The organism is Flavobacterium quisquiliarum (genome assembly GCF_019308285.1).
GTDB lineage: Bacteria > Bacteroidota > Bacteroidia > Flavobacteriales > Flavobacteriaceae > Flavobacterium > Flavobacterium quisquiliarum.
Window position 1 is genome coordinate 19,243 of record NZ_WWEM01000038.1, and the last position, 19,457, is coordinate 38,699.

Annotated in this window: 15 protein-coding genes; 3 read left to right on the forward strand and 12 right to left on the reverse strand. The window is 34.5% G+C overall.

Features of this window, described 5'->3' with window-relative positions; genetic code table 11:
* Positions 1–56 precede the first annotated feature (56 nt).
* The gene (locus GSY47_RS20855) at positions 57–3,143 is read left to right on the forward strand and encodes a DUF7507 domain-containing protein (RefSeq protein WP_219071525.1); all 3,087 of its coding nucleotides are present in this window, start codon (positions 57–59) and stop codon (positions 3,141–3,143) included.
* 59 nt (positions 3,144–3,202) lie between these two features.
* Here the strand turns inward: GSY47_RS20855 and GSY47_RS20860 are convergent, their stop codons facing one another.
* From GSY47_RS20860 to GSY47_RS20915, 12 genes are all read right to left on the reverse strand, one after another.
* Positions 3,203–3,817: a hypothetical protein gene (locus GSY47_RS20860; RefSeq protein WP_179002951.1), complete on the reverse strand. Its 615-nt coding sequence runs from the start codon at positions 3,815–3,817 to the stop codon at positions 3,203–3,205.
* The gene (locus GSY47_RS20865; protein ID WP_179002952.1) at positions 3,807–4,310 is read right to left on the reverse strand and encodes an RNA polymerase sigma factor; all 504 of its coding nucleotides are present in this window, start codon (positions 4,308–4,310) and stop codon (positions 3,807–3,809) included. Before GSY47_RS20865 ends, GSY47_RS20860 begins: the two co-directional genes overlap by 11 nt.
* Positions 4,311–4,480: 170 nt before the next feature.
* Positions 4,481–4,645 carry a hypothetical protein gene (locus tag GSY47_RS20870; RefSeq protein WP_179002953.1) on the reverse strand — a complete coding sequence of 55 codons (165 nt, stop codon included), beginning with the start codon at positions 4,643–4,645 and terminating at the stop codon, positions 4,481–4,483.
* A 123-nt stretch (positions 4,646–4,768) separates the two neighbouring features.
* Positions 4,769–5,905, reverse strand: a complete 1,137-nt coding sequence (locus GSY47_RS20875; protein ID WP_179002954.1) for an aminotransferase class I/II-fold pyridoxal phosphate-dependent enzyme — start codon at positions 5,903–5,905, stop codon at positions 4,769–4,771.
* 76 nt (positions 5,906–5,981) lie between these two features.
* Complete coding sequence (locus GSY47_RS20880) at positions 5,982–6,620, reverse strand: NAD(P)-dependent oxidoreductase (protein WP_179002955.1); 639 nt, start codon at positions 6,618–6,620, stop codon at positions 5,982–5,984.
* A gap of 190 nt (positions 6,621–6,810) precedes the next feature.
* Positions 6,811–7,092, reverse strand: coding sequence for a FoF1 ATP synthase subunit delta/epsilon (locus GSY47_RS20885; protein WP_179002956.1), 282 nt, complete (start codon positions 7,090–7,092; stop codon positions 6,811–6,813).
* 92 nt (positions 7,093–7,184) lie between these two features.
* Positions 7,185–8,696, reverse strand: a complete 1,512-nt coding sequence (gene atpD / locus GSY47_RS20890; protein WP_179002957.1) for a F0F1 ATP synthase subunit beta — start codon at positions 8,694–8,696, stop codon at positions 7,185–7,187.
* 235 nt (positions 8,697–8,931) lie between these two features.
* Positions 8,932–10,503 (reverse strand): SGNH/GDSL hydrolase family protein, encoded by a 1,572-nt coding sequence (locus GSY47_RS20895; protein WP_179002958.1) that lies wholly within the window; start codon positions 10,501–10,503, stop codon positions 8,932–8,934.
* A 50-nt stretch (positions 10,504–10,553) separates the two neighbouring features.
* The gene (locus tag GSY47_RS20900) at positions 10,554–13,322 is read right to left on the reverse strand and encodes a TonB-dependent receptor (protein WP_179002959.1); all 2,769 of its coding nucleotides are present in this window, start codon (positions 13,320–13,322) and stop codon (positions 10,554–10,556) included.
* Between the two features lie 307 nt (positions 13,323–13,629).
* Complete coding sequence (glmS, locus tag GSY47_RS20905; protein WP_179002960.1) at positions 13,630–15,480, reverse strand: glutamine--fructose-6-phosphate transaminase (isomerizing); 1,851 nt, start codon at positions 15,478–15,480, stop codon at positions 13,630–13,632.
* Between the two features lie 9 nt (positions 15,481–15,489).
* Positions 15,490–17,154 (reverse strand): DUF4270 domain-containing protein, encoded by a 1,665-nt coding sequence (locus tag GSY47_RS20910; RefSeq protein WP_179002961.1) that lies wholly within the window; start codon positions 17,152–17,154, stop codon positions 15,490–15,492.
* 21 nt (positions 17,155–17,175) lie between these two features.
* A complete protein-coding gene (locus tag GSY47_RS20915; RefSeq protein WP_091489624.1) occupies positions 17,176–17,982 on the reverse strand; it encodes a glycogen/starch synthase in 807 nt (268 codons plus the stop codon).
* Between the two features lie 107 nt (positions 17,983–18,089).
* Here GSY47_RS20915 and panC point away from each other — a divergent pair, with 107 nt between their 5' ends.
* Together panC and panD are read left to right on the forward strand one after the other, a co-directional pair.
* Positions 18,090–18,938 carry a pantoate--beta-alanine ligase gene (gene panC / locus GSY47_RS20920; protein ID WP_179002962.1) on the forward strand — a complete coding sequence of 283 codons (849 nt, stop codon included), beginning with the start codon at positions 18,090–18,092 and terminating at the stop codon, positions 18,936–18,938.
* A 14-nt stretch (positions 18,939–18,952) separates the two neighbouring features.
* On the forward strand, positions 18,953–19,303 hold the full coding sequence (panD, locus tag GSY47_RS20925) for an aspartate 1-decarboxylase (protein WP_008465481.1): 351 nt from the start codon (positions 18,953–18,955) through the stop codon (positions 19,301–19,303).
* Positions 19,304–19,457 lie beyond the last annotated feature (154 nt).

Here is a 19,457-nt window from a genome sequence, read left to right on the forward strand (position 1 = left end):
AAAAAGCATACCCAAAAACAACCCCATTATTAACCAATCTTAACCGTAAAAACTTCATGAGCACAAAAAAGCCATTGAATTTTCGTTCTTTATTATTAAAAAAAATTAGCCTTTTCTTTTTTTTAATATCAATAAAAGTTTTAGGTCAAAGCAATACCATAACCCGAATCCATACCGACTGGAACAGAAATGGAACAGGATATTGGACTTCAAACGCAGCGACAGCAGCTAATAATCGTCCAGACAGAGAAAATAACTTGTTAGCTTTTCAGTGGAGAGGAAAAACATTCTCCACGGGTGTAGATGATGCTAAATTAACGGCCAACAGCGTTTCTTTTGACGCGCAACGGTATAGAGCTTTAAAAATTCAATCTTTAGGTTTTACTGTAGACACCTATTTTCTACAAGGCTCAATGATTGATGAATCCGCTACTAATAGAATTTTGACTCCCGCGATGGCAGGAAGCAGTGCCTCTGGCGCAGAACTTGCCGCTAGACTTACTGATGGTGCTAATGGATTAAGTTTAGGAACTGGTATTGCAAACATTGCACCTGGCATGGCAGAGTTTAAAATTGGAACAAACAATTTAAACTTAACAGGAATAAATGATGATATTCCAGACATATTAATCACCCAAGTTGCAGCTACTGGAGGAACAGCCGACGTCTTTAAGTTTGTTGATGCTGCTGGCCATACTGTAGGTAATGAAATCTCTGTAAATTTTGGTTCTGTAACAGTAATTGGAACCTATAGTTTAGATTTATTTAGAGCCAGCAATGGTGCTCCAGCTTTTGTCGCAGCAGATAATCGCGAAATTAGAATGCTGGGTCTCGAAACCAGTTCTTTTGGAATCAACAGTACAAATGCTGCCCAGGTTGATCGTTTTGTGGTAGTTTTTTCTGGAAACTCAGATTGTGCTTTTATTGCTGTAAATACAAAATCTCTAAAAATTGCCGAATTAAGCATGATTAAAAAAGCTACATTATCATCATGTGGTAAAGCTGGCGACGTTATTACGTATAATTTTGACATCAAAAATACTGGGGAAGTTCCTATTACCGATATCAGCGTTTCGGATCCTATGCCTGGAGTTACATTCGCAAGTAATCACATTTCAAGTTTGGCAGTAGGCGAAACCGCAACAATAAATGCGACTTACACCATTACAGCCAATGATGTTACTGCAGGAAGAATAACAAATTCAGCCACAGTAACGGGAACAGATCCAGCATTGAATACTGTTACAGACATTTCAGGTGACGACTATAACAATAATTTACCAACTACAACTATTTTGTTAGCACCACCGACAATCAGTGCTGTGCATAATGTTACTTGTCCAAGCTTAGGCAGTATAGATTTAACCAACCTTCCCACTTCAGGAACTTGGCTGATAACTCAAACAGGACATGCCTCCACTACTTACAATGGTACAGGATCTACTTTTACTGTACCTGATTTAACTGTTGGATCTTACTCATTTAGAGTAAGCATCGGTGGTTGTAATTCACCCACAACAGTTGCTACATCTATTGGTGATGATTCTACCACTATATGGAATGGTTCTACCTGGTCAAATGGCCCACCTACTATCTCTAAAAGCGTAATTATAAATTCTGCAGTCGGAAATCCTCTAGCCACTAATATTGATGCCTGCTCGCTTACCATTAATGTTCCAAATGGAGCATCAGACCCAATCGTTCTAATTCCGGCAGGAGTAACTTTAAATATTACCAAAACAGTAACATCAAATGGCAAACTGGTTTTTAGAAGCGGTTCTAGTTTAAAACAGAAAGATAATGTGGCGAATGTGGGAGAAATAGTCTATGAGAGACAGACTTCTGTACGCCGTTACGATGCAACCTACTGGTCAATGCCGGTTGAAAAAGCAGGTTTTGAAATGTACAATTTATCTCCGCTGACTTTGTTCGATAAATACTTCTATCTTAATACCAGCGGTCCGGCATCAGCCTGGGAAATTATTTATAACGGAAAAAAAGAAATGCTTACCGGTTACGGCTACAGCATCAGGGCTCCCCAGACTGTTTCATTAACAGTCCGAGAAAATTTTACAGCAGTATTTAAAGGTGTTCCTAATAACGGGGACATCAATGTAACTGTTGCTCAAGGGAAATGGAACCTGATCGGAAATCCATATCCTTCTGCCATAAATTCAGCCCAGTTTTTAGCCGATAATTCAGGTGTTGGAACATTATATTTCTGGGCACACGTGAATCTTCCAGTGAAAGGTGCAGATGGACTGTATCACTACAACGACGATTTCGTAGCAGTTAACAGTATGGGAAGTATTGAGGTCGGCAATGGAACTACTTTTGACGGATATATTGCGGCAACACAGGGCTTCATCATAAAACCTCCGGCAAATACTATAGTTTTTAACAACGGCCAGCGTGAAACAGGCGAGAATTCGCAGTTCTTCAAGACAGCAGCATCAGGTATTGAAAGACACCGCATCTGGCTGAATATGTCCGATAAAAAAGATGTTTTCAAGCAGGTTCTTGTTGGGTATGCTACAGGAGCAACCAACACACTGGATGCTGATTTCGATGCCGTATCAATGTCAGCAAATACTCTGGCAGATTTTTATAGCATTAATTCGTCTAAAAAATTAATCATACAGGGACGTGCACTTCCTTTTGTTAATACAGATGTTGTTACATTTGGATACATGGTTGCAAACCAAGGCGACTATACTATTTCAATCGATCATGCGGACGGAATTTTCAATAACGGACAGGATATTTATTTAGAAGATAAAACAGCCGGAAAAACAACCAACCTTCGTCTTGCAGATTACACCTTTACATCTGCGGCAGGAACATTCAACAGCCGTTTTGTAATGCGTTACACGGACAAGACATTGGGAGTAGACGACTTTGAAAATAGCGAGGATGGTGTTTTAGTTTCTATTAAAAACAAAATTGTTCAAGTCTCTTCTTCAAAAGAATTAATCAATGACGTAACAGTTTACAACCTTTTAGGTCAAAAGATTTTCCATAAAGAAAAAGTCAATAGCGCCGATTTAGAAATTTCAAATTTACAAACTGGAAATCAGGTCTTATTGATAAAGGTTAATCTTCAAAACGGATACACATCAAATAAAAAAGCAATAATGAATTAATATTCCTAATCATTATTAAAAAACAGAAAACCCATCTTTAAAGATGGGTTTTCTGTTTTTTATTCCTCTTTTAATTCGTCAATTACTTTTTTTATTTCTTTTGCAAACTTCCCATAAAAATGATGTACCCATAATTCCAGTGAAACTCCCATAGAAAGCACAACAAAAACCACTATTACAAAAAAACCTATCAATTCACTATTAGAAAACTCTAAATCAAAAAAGCCCGGTATTTTAGAAAACCTGTAATAGTAAAAACCTAATAAATACAAAACTAGAAATGGCGTTAATGCAAAACCAAATGTTTTATAAAGCTCCATGTTTAATCTAATATCAAAATACGTTTCATACAAACTGTCTTTTGTTTTCAAGGTTATATTATTCAATCGTTTATAAAAAAAATAAAGCTTTGTTAAATAGTAAACACAAACTGCTACAAACAGACTGAAAAGCAAATAAAAGAAAAAAGCTGCTTTTGATGAAAAGCCACAGATTAAAGGAACAAATCCAATCGAAATAATTGCAAAAGTCTGATAAACAAACTCTATTCTTAGATTTTTTTTAATTTTATCTAATGGCGTATTCGCTGATTGAATCTTCTCCAAATTTGTTGGCAGCATAACGTTTTCCGTTTTTTCGTTATTCCATGCATTTTGTATATCGTTAAAATCCATACCCTTGATTTTTAATTATTTCTTTTATTTTTTCTTTGGCTCTGTTTAATTTTACTCTAGCATTTCCCTCAGAAATACCAAGATTCTCCCCTATTTCTTTATGTGAAAAACCTTCTAGTTGATAGAAAATTATAGCCTTATCAATTTTTTCCAGTTTTTGAACTGCTTTATAAAAATGATCCAACTGACTTTCTTTTATATGCGAATCGCTTTCATCTTCTTTAATATTCTCTGAAGCAATTTCATATTTATCTACCTTTCGCTTTTCTTTTCTCAAAAAAACTATTGCAGTGTTTATTGCAACTCTGTACATCCAAGTCGAAAACTGACTTTCGTTACGAAATGTATCGTATGATTTCCAAAGCTGGCAGACAATTTCCTGAAACAAATCTTGTTGATCATCATGATTGTCCATGTACATCTTTGAAACCTTATACAGAATCCCTTTGTGGCTTTCTATCCGATTTAAAAACTCTTGTTCTTTTTCTTTCAAAACAATCTTAATTCATGATTGGTTTTACACTATGTTCATTTTTCTCCATAAATTAATTTCAGCTTTAGCAAAATATACTGAGCTTAACTACTAAAAACAAACTTTTTTCATCATTAATAGCATTGATGTTATAAATATTTTTTTTGATTGATGACTGAAACTCCTCTATATTACTTATTATTTTTCTTCCACAAAACTGTAATAAGTAAAACTAATAAAATGATGCTGAGAATTTTGATTAAAAAGAAACTTACTAAACCCAGAATAAATCCTATTGAAGAAAAAAAGACAAGATTGTATATTTTTTCTTTAGAAAAAACTGCTGTTGTTTTCATAATTATTTTAGTTTATTTGATTACAGCTCGTAAGTAATCAAACAATGAAAACGTTACAAAAAAAAATTAGGCTTTATTCAAAAGCCTAATAAATACAATACTTTACGAAGTGTTTTTTTTGATTTAAAAAATAAAATCCCTAATCAATTCTAAAACACGATTAATTTCTTCTTGCGAATTATAACTGTGAAGGCACAAACGAAGCCGTTCCTGTCCTTCAGGAACCAATGGAGGCAGAATTGATTGTACATCATAACCTTTATTCTGAAGTTCTTCGCTCAATTGCTTTATATTCTCATAACCTGGCACAATAGCAGCATGTATAGCCGATTTACTATGAACAAACATTGGTTTCAGACCAAGTAAATTTTTCTGTTGATTGAAAAACACAACATTTTCACGAAGCTTTCTGATCGCTTCATTTTCAATTTTCAACTGCTGATAAGCCATCAAAATTGTTGCAACCGAATGTGGAGACAAAGCTGCACTCTCCATCAAATTTTCTGAGAAATTAACTAGATATTCTTTCAGTTCCAACGAACCTAAAATAACTGAGCCATAACATCCTAGACCTTTTCCAAAACTTATAATTCTGGCAAAAACATGATTATGCAATTGCAGATACTGAATCAAACCTTCCCCTTTTTCTCCAAAAACTCCCAGAGCGAATGATTCATCAACAATAAAATAACAGTTGTACTTTTCTGAAAGCATAATCCATTCTTCCAAATTAGGACTATCACCATCTAAAGAAAAAACACTTTCTACAACAATATAAACATTTGAATTTGGGAATCTAAGAATAAGCTGTTCTAAATCTTCAATATCATTATGAATAAATTTAAATGATATAGCTTTTGACATTTCAATTCCCTCCCTTATCAGAGCATGACATAATTCATCGTACAAAACAACATCATTTTCCTGCATTAGAGCTTCGAAAAAGCCAACCTTGGCATCATAGTCCGAATTAACAATTAAAGCCATTTCTGCACTATGAAAATCAGCAATAAAGTCCTCTGTAATTTGATAAAGTGAATGATTCCCAGAAATCAATCTAGAACCCGTAGCCCCATTTTGAAAAATTTCATTTTCGACTAAATAAACATGTACCTGCCTAAAAATAATTTCGGCTTTTGAAAAACCAATATAATCATCAGAAGAGAAATCGACCAGATTATTAAAAACCGGCAATTTTCGAAAAGTATTACTCCGTTTACAATTCTCAAGTTTCTGATTTAGATTTTCAGGAAGTTTCATAAGGTAAATTTACAAAATTGAAGTTGGAACAAAACAAACTGCGAATCGAGTTGATCCGCAGTTATAAATTTAGTTTTTACAAAGTACTAATAAAAGGCGATTGTCTGCTATATTTAGATTCCATCATCTCTTTAATCATAAACTTCGAAATATCTAAAGCAGTAATTTTATCTCCTAAACAATCTTCTAAACTTACTGTTATTTCAGAACTATGGTCTATAAACTCAATAAAAGGAACACGAACTTGTGTCCAATTGACATTACTTTCCTCTAAAAGTCGATAGGCTTTTTGACGATCTTCCTGAATAATTGGAAAATTAGCTTTCATCCAATCTGTTGCCATTATCGTTTTTGGGCTTTTCTTATCAAAAGGAGTATCAATATTCAGGCCTGCCAGCAAAACATATCGATCAATTCCGAATTCACTCATTGCTTTCAAAATATAATTTGTTACTTCACTTGCAACTAAAGGCTCGTCCTTTCTTTGACCTATAGTACTTAAAACAGCATCAGAATCTTTTAATAATGATTTTATGTTTTCAAAATGGAGAGCATCACCTTTGATGATTTCAATTTTATTATTCTCTATTTCGAATTTTTCAGGATTTCTAAGTAAAAGTTTCAAACTAAATCCTTCTTTCAATAACTGGTTTACAAGATAATTTCCAGTTTTTCCACCGCCGCCCAGAACAGCAATTTTTGATATATTTTTCATAAGTATTCTTCATAAAATTTGACATAAATAATTTTCGCTTTATTAATCCAATAAAGCGGAAAAGACAAAAGCTTACTGAGCTTTTATCATAGTATCAATATTTTATAAAGAGATTTTAATACTTCAAAAGTAGAAAAATAAAAAAAGCCAGACAAATACTGTCTGGCTTTTAACTTATTTTAAAATTGTCTTAGTCCACTAAAACAATAATTTTATTGTTTTTCATCTCGATTGTTCCTGACTTAATCTCTAAAGTATAAGTTTGGTCATTTACTCTCGTGAATTTTTCAGCTGCATCCTTAGAAAAACTGAAGCTTGGAGCTGCAATTTTAATTGTTCCTTTTTCTAAAATAGAAACAATCGGCGCGTGATGATTCAAAATCTGAAAGCTTCCATCAACTCCTGGTAAAGTAACCGAAGTTACTTCTCCTGAAAATAATTTAGCTTCTGGTGATACTATTTCTAAAATCATAACTTTTTTTTAAGTTCCAAATTATAAAATTCCAAATCCCAATTTTGGAATTTGGAATTTTTATTTTTTGATGTTTGTCAAGCTATGCTTGATTATGCTTCAGCTAACATTTTCTCTCCAGCTTCGATTGCATCTTGAATAGAACCTTTCAAGTTGAAAGCTGCTTCTGGAAGGTGATCTAACTCACCATCAATAATCATGTTAAATCCTTTGATAGTATCTTTAATATCAACTAATACACCCGGAATACCTGTAAATTGCTCTGCTACGTGGAATGGCTGAGACAAGAAACGCTGTACACGACGTGCTCTAGATACTGCAAGTTTATCTTCTTCAGATAACTCTTCCATACCTAAGATCGCGATGATATCTTGTAATTGTTTGTATTTTTGAAGAATCTCTTTAACTCTTTGTGCACAGTTGTAGTGCTCATCTCCTAAGATATGTGGAGTTAAGATTCTTGAAGTAGAATCTAACGGGTCAACCGCTGGATAAATACCTAACTCAGCAATTTTACGAGATAATACTGTTGTAGCATCTAAGTGCGCGAAAGTTGTAGCTGGCGCAGGGTCAGTTAAGTCATCCGCAGGAACGTAAACAGCTTGTACAGATGTAATAGATCCTTTGTTTGTAGAGGTAATACGCTCTTGCATTGCACCCATCTCAGTTGCCAATGTTGGTTGGTAACCTACCGCAGATGGCATACGACCTAAAAGTGCTGATACCTCAGAACCTGCTTGTGTAAAACGGAAGATATTATCAACGAAGAATAATACGTCTTTTCCTTGGTCTGATCCAGCTCCATCACGGAAGTACTCAGCGATAGATAATCCTGAAAGTGCCACACGTGCACGAGCTCCAGGTGGCTCATTCATTTGTCCGAAAACGAAAGTAGCTTTAGACTCTCTCATTCCTGGCATATCTACTTTAGATAGATCCCATCCTCCATTTTCCATAGAGTGCATGAAATCATCACCATATTTAATAATTCCTGACTCTAACATCTCACGAAGCAAGTCATTTCCTTCACGTGTTCTTTCACCTACTCCAGCGAATACTGAAAGTCCACCGTGACCTTTTGCGATATTGTTGATCAACTCCTGAATCAATACTGTTTTACCAACACCAGCACCACCAAACAATCCAATTTTACCTCCTTTTGCATAAGGCTCGATCAAATCGATTACTTTGATACCTGTAAATAAAACTTCAGATGAAGTTGATAAATCTTCGAATTTAGGAGCCTGTCTGTGAATTGGCAGACCGTTTTCTCCAGTTTTAGGTAACTCACCTAAACCGTCAATTGCATCTCCAACAACATTAAATAAACGTCCATATACGTCTGGACCGATTGGCATTTGGATTGGATTTCCAGTTCCAACTACTTCATATCCTCTGCTTAAACCATCTGTTGAATCCATAGAAATGGTACGAACAGTGTTTTCACCAATATGAGATTGTACTTCAAGAACTAAAATTGTTCCGTCTTTTTTAGTGACTTCTAGAGAATCATAAATTTTTGGAAGTTCAACATCTTTACCGTTGAAAACTACGTCTACTACTGGTCCAATGATTTGAGCAACTTTTCCTATTACTTTTGACATTACTTATGTATTTATTAAATAGCTATTTAGGTTTATCGAAAATACCTCTTTTTTCAGAGCGCAAAGATAATTTTTTAAAATATAAAATCAATTTTTTTTTCATAAAAAATAGCATGATTTTGTTTGATTCATAAAACTGACCCAAAAAATAACAAAAACAGCATTTTTTTAATAAAAGAAAAAACCGCTTCATTTTATAAAATGAGCGGTTTTTACATCAAATTTGTTTTATTTCTTATTGTAACGTAGCTGAATATTGAATTGGATAAACTCCTAAATCAACATGGCGCAATGTCGAACCATATTTCGCATTGATAGCATCTATAAAGATATTAGCAATTAAACCATAACCTCTTGCACTTGGATGAACTCCATCTAAAGAGAAAGCACCACCAGTTGCAAAAGAAGAACTCATTGTAAAGTTTCCAAATCTAATTCCTCCATTAGCTAGTTGTGTTAAAGTTGCTTTCGTATCGACAAATGCCAGTCCTTTTTCTTTAGCAACAGCATCTATTGTTACATTATAAGCATCTGTAGCTTTTTTAATCTCTGCGATTTCTGTTGGAATTAACACATGTTTATCCTGTAAAGGATATGATATACCAAACGCGTTTAGTGGAGCCGGAGGAGCAATTCCAATCCCAGAATTTGCTGCTGTTGGAGCAGTACCAATATCCGCTCTCGTAGTAAGCACAACTAAATCAGTAGATTTTGCTTGTCTAGCTTGTCCAAAAATAGCACCATAAAAAGCTGCGTTCTGTGCTCCTAATGTAGGCGTAAACGCTACGGTTAATTGCGCAGATAAATTAGTCAACGTTTCATCTTTTATCAACAAAGGACTCGCCCCTGTTTCAGAAAGTAAATTAATTCTATCCCCTGCATCAAAAGCAGTAAGCGCTTGTTTCAACGGACCATACAACTGTGCATTAAGTGCTTTTATAGTTGCCACACCCACCGCTTCATTATTCTTCCCTATAACTTTAGCCGTTAACGGATTGTAAGGAACTGTCGTAAAATGAGGCAAAGCCGTAATGTATGGTAAGTTTGCCACAACCCCTTTAGCTCCTTTTGCAGTTAAAGCCGTTACTAAATTACCATATACCGAGGCAAAAACCGCTGGATCCGTAATATCATTACTTCCATAAGTAGCTGGATTAGGGTTTCCTGTTTGATCCTTGCCTGTACCTCCAGAAGTTGCATACGCTAAAACATCATTCCCTCCAATAAACAAAGAGAAAAAAGTTGGATCCTGAGTTACTGCATCAGCTATAACAGTTGTCGAGGAAGTACTTGCAAATCTTGCAAAATAAGGATTCGAAGCACCAGTTGCCACACCTGCAACATTTCCATAATTTGTAGCTAATAAATGAAAACTTTTAGCACCTGGAACACCCAAATTATTAAATGTACCCGTTAGATGAGCTGTAACTTCTGTAGTTGGTTTTCCCGTCACATTTACAGGCGTCTGAGTTGGCCCATCAAAATACAAACGCGTACCAGCTATTACATTTCCTCCCAACAACAACCCTCCAATATTATCATTCATTAGTGGCTGTGTAAAAGCTCCTCCTCCTGCAGCAGCAAATTGCTGCGATAATATATTTGGATATGAATTCTCCTGTCCTTTTTTAAACAACGCATTATCACTATAGCCCGCCGCAAAAGAATCTCCTAAAGCAATATACTTTGTAAAAACCGCAGAACCAGGAACCACTGGCACTTCTACAGGTGCGTCATTATCATCATTATTACACGAAGCCATAATGGTTAAAGAAACCAAAAAGAGCCATTTTATATTTTTTTTCATCTTAATTCATTTTTAAATTATTACCACTTTCTCCTGCAAATCAATTATCATTACGGATTAATTGTCCAAGAAGCAAACCACATTTGACCAATCATACCAGCACCAATTACCTGTAGATAATCTGATCCAAAAAGGTTTGTAGCCCCAACCTTAATAACAGATTTCCATTTTGGAAGTGCATAATTTACTTGAGCATCAAGAACTGTATTTTCTGGTATCATACCATCTCCAAAAGAAGACTCCCATAAATACTCAGAATTCCATCTTACATTTACATTAAAACCTAAGTTTTTAATCACTTTTGCATTTCCTAAAGAAGCTTTGATTCTATGCTTTGGAGTATTAAATCCTGCTACGAAATCTGGATCATCTGCCTGATTAAAATTAAACTGTGCATAGTTATAGTTTACTCCAACCTCAAAATCTTTATACACTTTTTTAGACAATCCTGCCCCAAAACCAAAAGAAGAAATCTGAGCAGTTGTATTAGTATAAACTTGATACACTCTTCTGTCTCCAAACGCAAGAGCCTGGTAAGATTCCGGCGTACCCACTGTTCCATAATATGGAGAAATAACTCTTGCAGTATTCATAAAGTCATTATAAATATTGTAGTAAGCATTCAAATCCACAGACAAATCATTTTGAACCACTGTACGATATCCTGCTTCAAAAGCCTGAACTTGCTCAGGTTTTACTAGACCAATATCAGCAATTTGCAAATCTCCAACACTACCTGAAGCAGCAAAAGCCTGAACAGAAGCTACTGTATAAGCATTATTATAAGCATTTTGCCCTGACATATTAACTGTAGCCGGATGTCCTTGCGCTTGTCCCGCAGCACTAACATTTACTGTTTCCTGAAAACGATCTAAGTTTTCTGGAGCCGAACCAATTAACGCAAATGGCCCTAAATCCAAACCAATATATTGATCCTGCGTAGTTGGGTTACGGAAACCTGTCTGATAAGACAATCTGAAATTATGATTTTTTGACGCTCCTGCCGAATACACAAAAGAAACTCTCGGTGAAATATTTCCATCAAAATTCTGGCTTTTATCATAACGTAAAGATCCTGTAAATTTCAATCTGTCATCTAAGAATTTTTTCTGTAATTGAGCATACGCACCATATTCCTTATATTCGATTGGACCATCATAATCTGTAAAAATTGTTCCTTCTGAATCCATTACATATTTTCTCCAAGAACCTCCTACCTGAATTTCAGCCCATTTTATTATATCCTTGAAATTATAATTCACATCTGAATGGTACAACTTAGAGTGATCAATAAATTTAGCCCCCTGAGTTAAATCAGGATTTGCAACCACAGTTTTCAATGCACTATTAAATTGCGCAGAACCTGGTTCAAATCTTGCAGAACCTGTTGGCTGCGGAATAAATGATATCTGCGCAGGCAACACATTATAATCTGCAAAATTTCTTGCTATAGCAGCAGATTCGTTTGCATTAGTCCCCATAACAGCGCCAGCATATTGATAAGCAGTAGCGTAATTTGTAAACCATTCTTGATCTGATTTAGCAGCTCTGTTAACATTCCATGCCGCAAATCTCATATCATACGAATTTCCAGCATCTTCACTTGTAAAATAAACACGCCCAAAAAAGTTCTTCCCTTTTACTTCAAATTTACCTTGCTGCATTAAGAAGTCTTTCAAAGCATATCGGTTTGCTCCTTGATAAATTGTACTTCCTGTACCAATTTTATATTGTAAAATAAATTCTGTATCATTTGCCCAAGGTTTAAAGTGAGCACTAAAGTCCGCTTTCATACTCTGAACTTTATTATCAGTCAAATCTTGTTCACGATATCCTGTTCTACTAACCTGTCCAACATTCGGAATAAATGTCGTAACCTCGTCCCCATAGATATTCAAACCATCATAATTCTGATTCATTGCATGCCCAACAGAACCTCCAGTCATACTTCTAGCATCATTTGCAATCCACTCACTGGCCTCCATGTAAGTAAAATTAGCTTTCATTGCAAAATGTTTGGTAAAAGCTTTTGCTGCTCTAATTCCAAAATCATTATAATCATTTGTACCCGCCGCATCTTGACTTGTCTGACCATATTTATAATAAACGCTTATTCCTTCATTTGTAAAAGGGCTTTTACTCGTCATAAACATAATCCCGTTAAAGGCGTTTGCACCATAAAGCGCAGAAGATGCTCCTGGAAGCAACTCAACACTAGCCACATCGATATCTGAAATACCAATAAGGTTTCCTAAAACAAAATTCAATGCTGGAGAAGAGTTATCCATTCCGTCAACCAACTGCATAAAACGAGTATTTGCTACAGTAGCAAAACCACGGGTATTTATCGACTTGAAAGAAATACTACTCGTATTAAAATTCACCTCTTTCAAGTTTTCTAAACCGTCATAAAAAGTTGGAGCCGTAGTATTCTTAATCTCCTGAAGCCCCATACGTTCGATTGTAACCGGCGATTCAATAACCCTTTCAGGTGTTCTAGATGCCGAAACTACAATTTCATCCAATTTAGTTTCTTCATCTTTTAAAACTACATTTACTTTTTGATTTGCCGAAGTAACATTAATTGTTTTTGATTCAAATCCTATTGCCGAGACTTTTAAAGAAAAAGGCAGTTTAGAACTTGTAGTCAATTTGAAGGATCCATCAAAATCAGTAGACGTACCACTGTTTTCCCCGACAACAACAACATTAGCACCAGGAATAGATTGTTTGTTACCATCTGTAACCGAACCTGTTATTGTATTCTGCGCAAAAGATATTCCGCTGAACAACAACATAATTAGCAAGTAGACTCTCATTTGGGTTAGTTTTTTCGTTAGTATATATAGCCAAAATAAGCAAATATTTTAATATGTATAAAAAAACGTTAAATAAAATTAATATTTGACATCATTTTTTACAATATTTTAACTATTTGGTAATTCAATTTCTTAGAATAAAAACAAAGAAACACAGAAGAAAAACCAATATACTATGCATACATATAAATTTTTATCAAAAAAATTGAAAAATTCATAAAAATACACATACAGAAAAAAAATTATGACAATAAAAAAAAGCGAGACCTAAATCTCGCTTTTTTAACATATTTATTTAAAATAAAATCTATTCTACCGTAACTGACTTTGCCAAGTTACGTGGCTGATCCACATTACATCCTCTCATAACCGCAATATAGTAGGAAAGTAATTGTAACGGAATAGTTGTAACTAATGGAGACAATGCATCTGAAGTTTCTGGAATTTCAATAACATAATCTGCCAATTCGCGAACTTGAATATCACCTTTTGTAACTACAGCGATGATTTTTCCGCTTCTTGATTTGATTTCCTGAATATTACTTACAATTTTATCGTAATGTCCTTGTTTTGGAGCAATTACAATAACTGGCATTTGCTCATCAATCAAAGCAATTGGGCCGTGTTTCATCTCTGCAGCAGGATATCCTTCTGCATGGATGTATGAAATCTCTTTTAGTTTTAAAGCACCTTCTAAAGCAACTGGGAAATTATATCCACGCCCTAAATAAAGACAGTTTGGCGAATCCTTAAATGCAGCAGCAATTTCTTTCGCTTTATCATTAGTCTCTAATGCTTCCGCAACTTTTTCAGGAATAATTTCTAGCTCCTGAAGGTAAGTATGGAAATCTGTATTTGATAATGTGCCTTTTGCTTTTCCAAGTTTCAAGGCAATCATTGTTAAAACAGTAATCTGAGTTGTAAATGCTTTTGTTGAAGCCACCCCAATTTCCGGTCCTGCGTGCGTATAAGCACCTGCATGGCTTTCTCTTGAAATAGAAGATCCTACTACGTTACAAACGCCAAATACAAAAGCTCCATTTTCTTTAGCTAATTTGATAGCCGCCATTGTATCTGCAGTCTCACCAGACTGAGAAATAGCAATTACCACATCGTCTTTATTAATAATTGGATTTCTGTATCGGAACTCAGAAGCATATTCTACTTCTACTGGAATACGCGTAAATTCTTCAAAGATATATTCCGCAACCAAACCTGCATGCCAAGAAGTACCACAGGCAACTATTAAAATACGTTTTGCATTTAAGAATTTCTCCAAATTATCCTCGACACCGGCCATTTGAACAATTCCTTCGTTAGCATGAAGCCTTCCTCTGTAAGTATCTTTAATAACACTTGGCTGTTCGTAGATCTCTTTCAACATAAAGTGATCGTACCCACCTTTTTCAATCTGCTCCAAATTCATTTGAAGTTCTTGAATATAAGGATCTACCAAAGAGTCATCTTTAATTTTTCTGATTTTGATTGGCTTATGAAGTCTGATATTAGCCATTTCTCCATCTTCTAAATAAACTGCATTAGAAGTATACTCAATAAATGGTGAAGCATCAGAAGCAACAAAATACTCATTCTCTCCAACACCAATCGCCAGCGGACTTCCTAATCTCGCCGCCACAAGTTCGTTTGGATTTTTTTTATCAAAAACAGCAATTGCATACGCTCCAACCACTTGGTTAAGCGCAACCTGAACAGCTTTACCTAATTTAATATTTTCTTTCTTTTGAACTTCTTCTATTAAATTAACTAAAACTTCTGTATCTGTATCTGATTTAAAAGTATAGCCTCTTTTTATCAATTCTTCTTTTAAAGGAGCGTAATTTTCAATAATTCCGTTATGGATAATTACTAAATCCCCTGAGTTAGAAACATGGGGATGTGAGTTTACATCATTTGGAACTCCGTGTGTTGCCCAACGTGTATGCCCAATTCCAATATTTCCATTAATAGTAAAACCTTCACTTGCTTTGGCTTCAAGATCAGAAACTTTACCTTTTGTTTTACAAACCTTTATGCCAGACTCTTCGTCATATAGCATAACACCGGCACTATCATAACCTCTGTATTCAAGACGTTTTAAACCCTTGATTACAATAGGATATGCGTCTCTATGACCGATATATCCAACAATTCCACACATATATATTTATTAATTTGGTTTCGTGTAGTAAATCTGGAGTTTCAATCTTTTATCACCAGCAGAAGTTTTTCCACCGTACAAAACTGTCCCCAGAGGACTCATCACCGATGTTCTTGGTGTTTGAGAAAAATATTCTACAAGTTTAGGATCAGCATTATCTTTAATCAGAGCTTTATTCTTCAATACATTTGAAGCAGTTACACCCGAACTTAAAGAAACAGCGAGTCCTAAATTAACATTTTTTAAGGTAGAATCTTTTATAAGATTACGAATATGGCTCGTAATTCTCATTTTATAATACTTCCCTTTTTTATTAGAATCAAGTGTAATCAAACCGTTAAGCGTAACATCTTCTGTTGCATAATCTGCCAATACAATATTATTAGTTAAATCATACAGATAAACTCTCTGCGGTTCTTTTGTATTAGCCATTTTATCAGCATCGATATAAAAAACAAGATTAGCTTCGTTTACTTTCCAATTTTTCTTTGTAACATTATTTCTGATCTCATCTAATTGGTCAGGAACTTGATTTGCTCCGCTTTTAACCTCTCCATTAGCATCATAACTAATAACGTCTGTTTGATCAAAAAGTTTTATCACTGCAACAGATCCTTGACCTCCTTTTAAATAAAGCCTTTCATCTCCTTCAGTCTTATTTACATTTGTAATTGCACTTTCATAATCAGCATTCCTAGTGTTTTGAAGAAAACTTGCTGTATTTGCTATACCTGTTGAAACACCAGTTTTTAAAAGCACCACAAGTTCTTTATCTTCTGTTGCGTTAGCATCATCCGTAGTAGAAGCTGTTTTTGCTTTATATTTTATTGTAATTTTTCCTTCTGTAAAATTAAGCAAAGCCATGTTTGAAGGAGAACTTCCAGATTTTTCGACCTTAAAGTATAATCCTCTGAAGTATTCCTGAAAAAGATCCTCCGTAGAAAGCTTTGAAGCCACCGCCTTTAATATTTTATCTTGAAAAAACTGTTTATTAAGATTCAAAGTCATTTGAGGAGCTGTTCTTGTAGTTGTCTTCACTCCTTGGTCATCAGTAGTTTCGACTCTTATTTCATTCGCATCAAAAAAGAACTGCTCATTTTCTGAAACGCCACCGTCATTTAATAAAACACTTTTATTAGCAATACTAAAAAAATCATTATCCTGATCTGTATAATAATATTGAAACAATTGAGAACCACCACTGAAATAAGTATTTCTCATCTGCATTGTTGATTCGTAAACACTTAATTTTAATTTGTATTCACTACCTTGTCCACCATAAATAGAATCTAGTTTATAAGTACTGTTACCCTCTGCATCAGTGGTTTTATCCTTAGTAAAATAGGGAATAGTAAGCTGAACGCTTTGTATTTCTGGAGATTCACCAATTGTTGGCGCATACTCTTTAAGCCCCAACTGTGTTACAAAATTAGCCGTTGTAGAACCAAACAACGGATTATCAAAAATCCCCAAGGGATTTATTGCTATATTATTAGATTGAACTGGAGTTACTTCCTGATTGAAAGCTAAAACATTATACTCTTCTGGTTCAAGCCCAAAATGATCATCTCCAACTATACCATCACCAATTGCATTGAAATCTTTGTCGCAAGAATATAAAAAAACAATAATTAAAGCTAAAAGAATTTTCTTAATAAAAGAAGTATTATACATGTTTTATAATAAGGTTAAAATTTAAAGTCCAAACATTCTGTAGAAATTTGTATATGCGTCTGCAAATGCATCTTTCGAGGCGAAAGGTAAAAAAGGTTTTCCTGAAGATTCTATAAATTTTGTTAAACTTGGGGAAACATTTTCTGACGCGATAATTACTCCATCTGAATGCAGGATACTCGCTTTTAATACATTCTCGTAATTTGGAACTTCTAAATCTGATACTGCATCATGAGGAACACCATCAAATTTAACTTTATTAATCATCTCTAAATCCAAATTCTCATCAAAAGACTGTCCGTAAACAGAAGTAATAATTTTGGTTTCAGAAAACAAAGCTTCGTGTTTATAATAATGTTTCATGTAAATTGGAAGCATTGCTGCCAACCAGCCATGAACGTGAATGATATCTGGAACCCAGTTCAATTTTTTAACAGTTTCCACAACACCTTTAGCAAAGAAAATTGCTCTTTCGTCATTATCAGGATATAAAACGCCCTCCTCGTCTGCGAAGGTTGCTTTACGTTTAAAATATTCATCATTATCTATAAAGTACACCTGAATTCGCTCTTTCGGAATTGAGGCAACTTTAATAATCAACGGCATGTCTAAATCATTCACTACCAAATTCATCCCTGAAAGCCTGATAACTTCGTGTAATTGATGTCTTCTTTCGTTGATATTTCCGTATCTTGGCATGAAAATTCTTATCTGACCGCCTTGGTCATTAATCATTTTCGGAACGTCATAAGACATTAAAGAAACCTCATTTTCAGCCAAATAAGGCACGACTTCAGATGATACATATAATATCCTCTTATCTTTCATAATAGTATTTTACTTAATTTTGGTAATAAAAACGTCGCAAAATTACAAAAATTTATGCAGTTTATAACTAATATATTATGTTTGCATAAAATTTTAATAATACCTCAATGCATATTTTCTACAGTAAAGCAGCTTTGATAGCTTATATTAAAACTATCAAAACCGCAAATTCAACTATTGGATTTGTACCAACAATGGGCGCTTTACACCAAGGACATTTGGCTTTAATGCAGCGTTCACTAAAAGAAAACGACGATACCGTTGTAAGCATTTTTGTCAATCCAACGCAATTCAACAACCCTGAAGATTTAGCAAAATATCCGAGAACTTTAGATGAGGATATTAAGAAAATGCGTACATTAAGTGATAAAATCATTTTATATGCTCCTTCAGTCGAAGATATTTATGAAGGAAATACTGTTTCTCAAACTTTTGATTTCGACGGATTGGAAAATCAGATGGAAGGAAAATTCAGGCCAGGACATTTTAATGGTGTTGGAACAATTGTAAAAAGACTTTTTGAGATTGTCACTCCAACCAATGCTTATTTTGGAGAAAAAGATTTTCAACAGCTTCAAATTGTTAAAAAAATGGTCGAAAAAGCTGATTTACCTGTAAATGTTGTTGGCTGTCCTATTTTCAGGGAAGAAAACCAGCTTGCAATGAGTTCACGTAATGAACGCCTTTCTGCACAAGAACGAAAAGATGCTGCTATTATCTACAAAACATTAACTGAGGCTAAAGAGATTTTTAAGAATCATAGTCCAGAGGAAACATTGGAATTTGTAGAAAATTCTTTCAAAGACAATAACGAATTCGACCTTGAATATTTTGTTATTGCTGACGAATCAACACTTTTACCTATCGATCAGAAAGAGAATGGCAAAAATTACCGTGCATTTATAGCGGTATTTGTTAATTCTATAAGACTGATAGACACCATTTCATTAAATTAATCTAACTTTGCAGCATGCAAATTCAAGTTATAAAATCAAAAATTCATCGCGTTAAAGTAACGGGTGCCGATTTAAATTATATTGGCAGCATTACTATTGATGAAACTTTACTGGAAGCTTCAAACATTATTGAAGGCGAAAAAGTATCTATTGTGAACATTAATAATGGCGAACGTTTTGAAACTTACGCTATTAAAGGTGAGAAAAACTCAGGCGAAATCACTTTGAATGGTCCAGCTGCGAGAAAAGTTCAGAAAGATGATATCATTATCATTATTTCTTACGCAACCTTGGATTTTGAAGAAGCGAAGACCTTCAAACCGTGGATTATTTTCCCTAACGAAAATGACAATTCGCTAACCTAAACCAATTCTTTCTTTTTTAAGAATTTACTTTCTTTGTCCAAAGCTTTTTGTACAAAGAATTCTTCTTTTGTCTCAATCGAAAAGGATTTTGACCCTAAATTTCTGTGCTTCAATTTTGATCCCGTTTAACAAAGAAGCAAATAAAATAGTATAT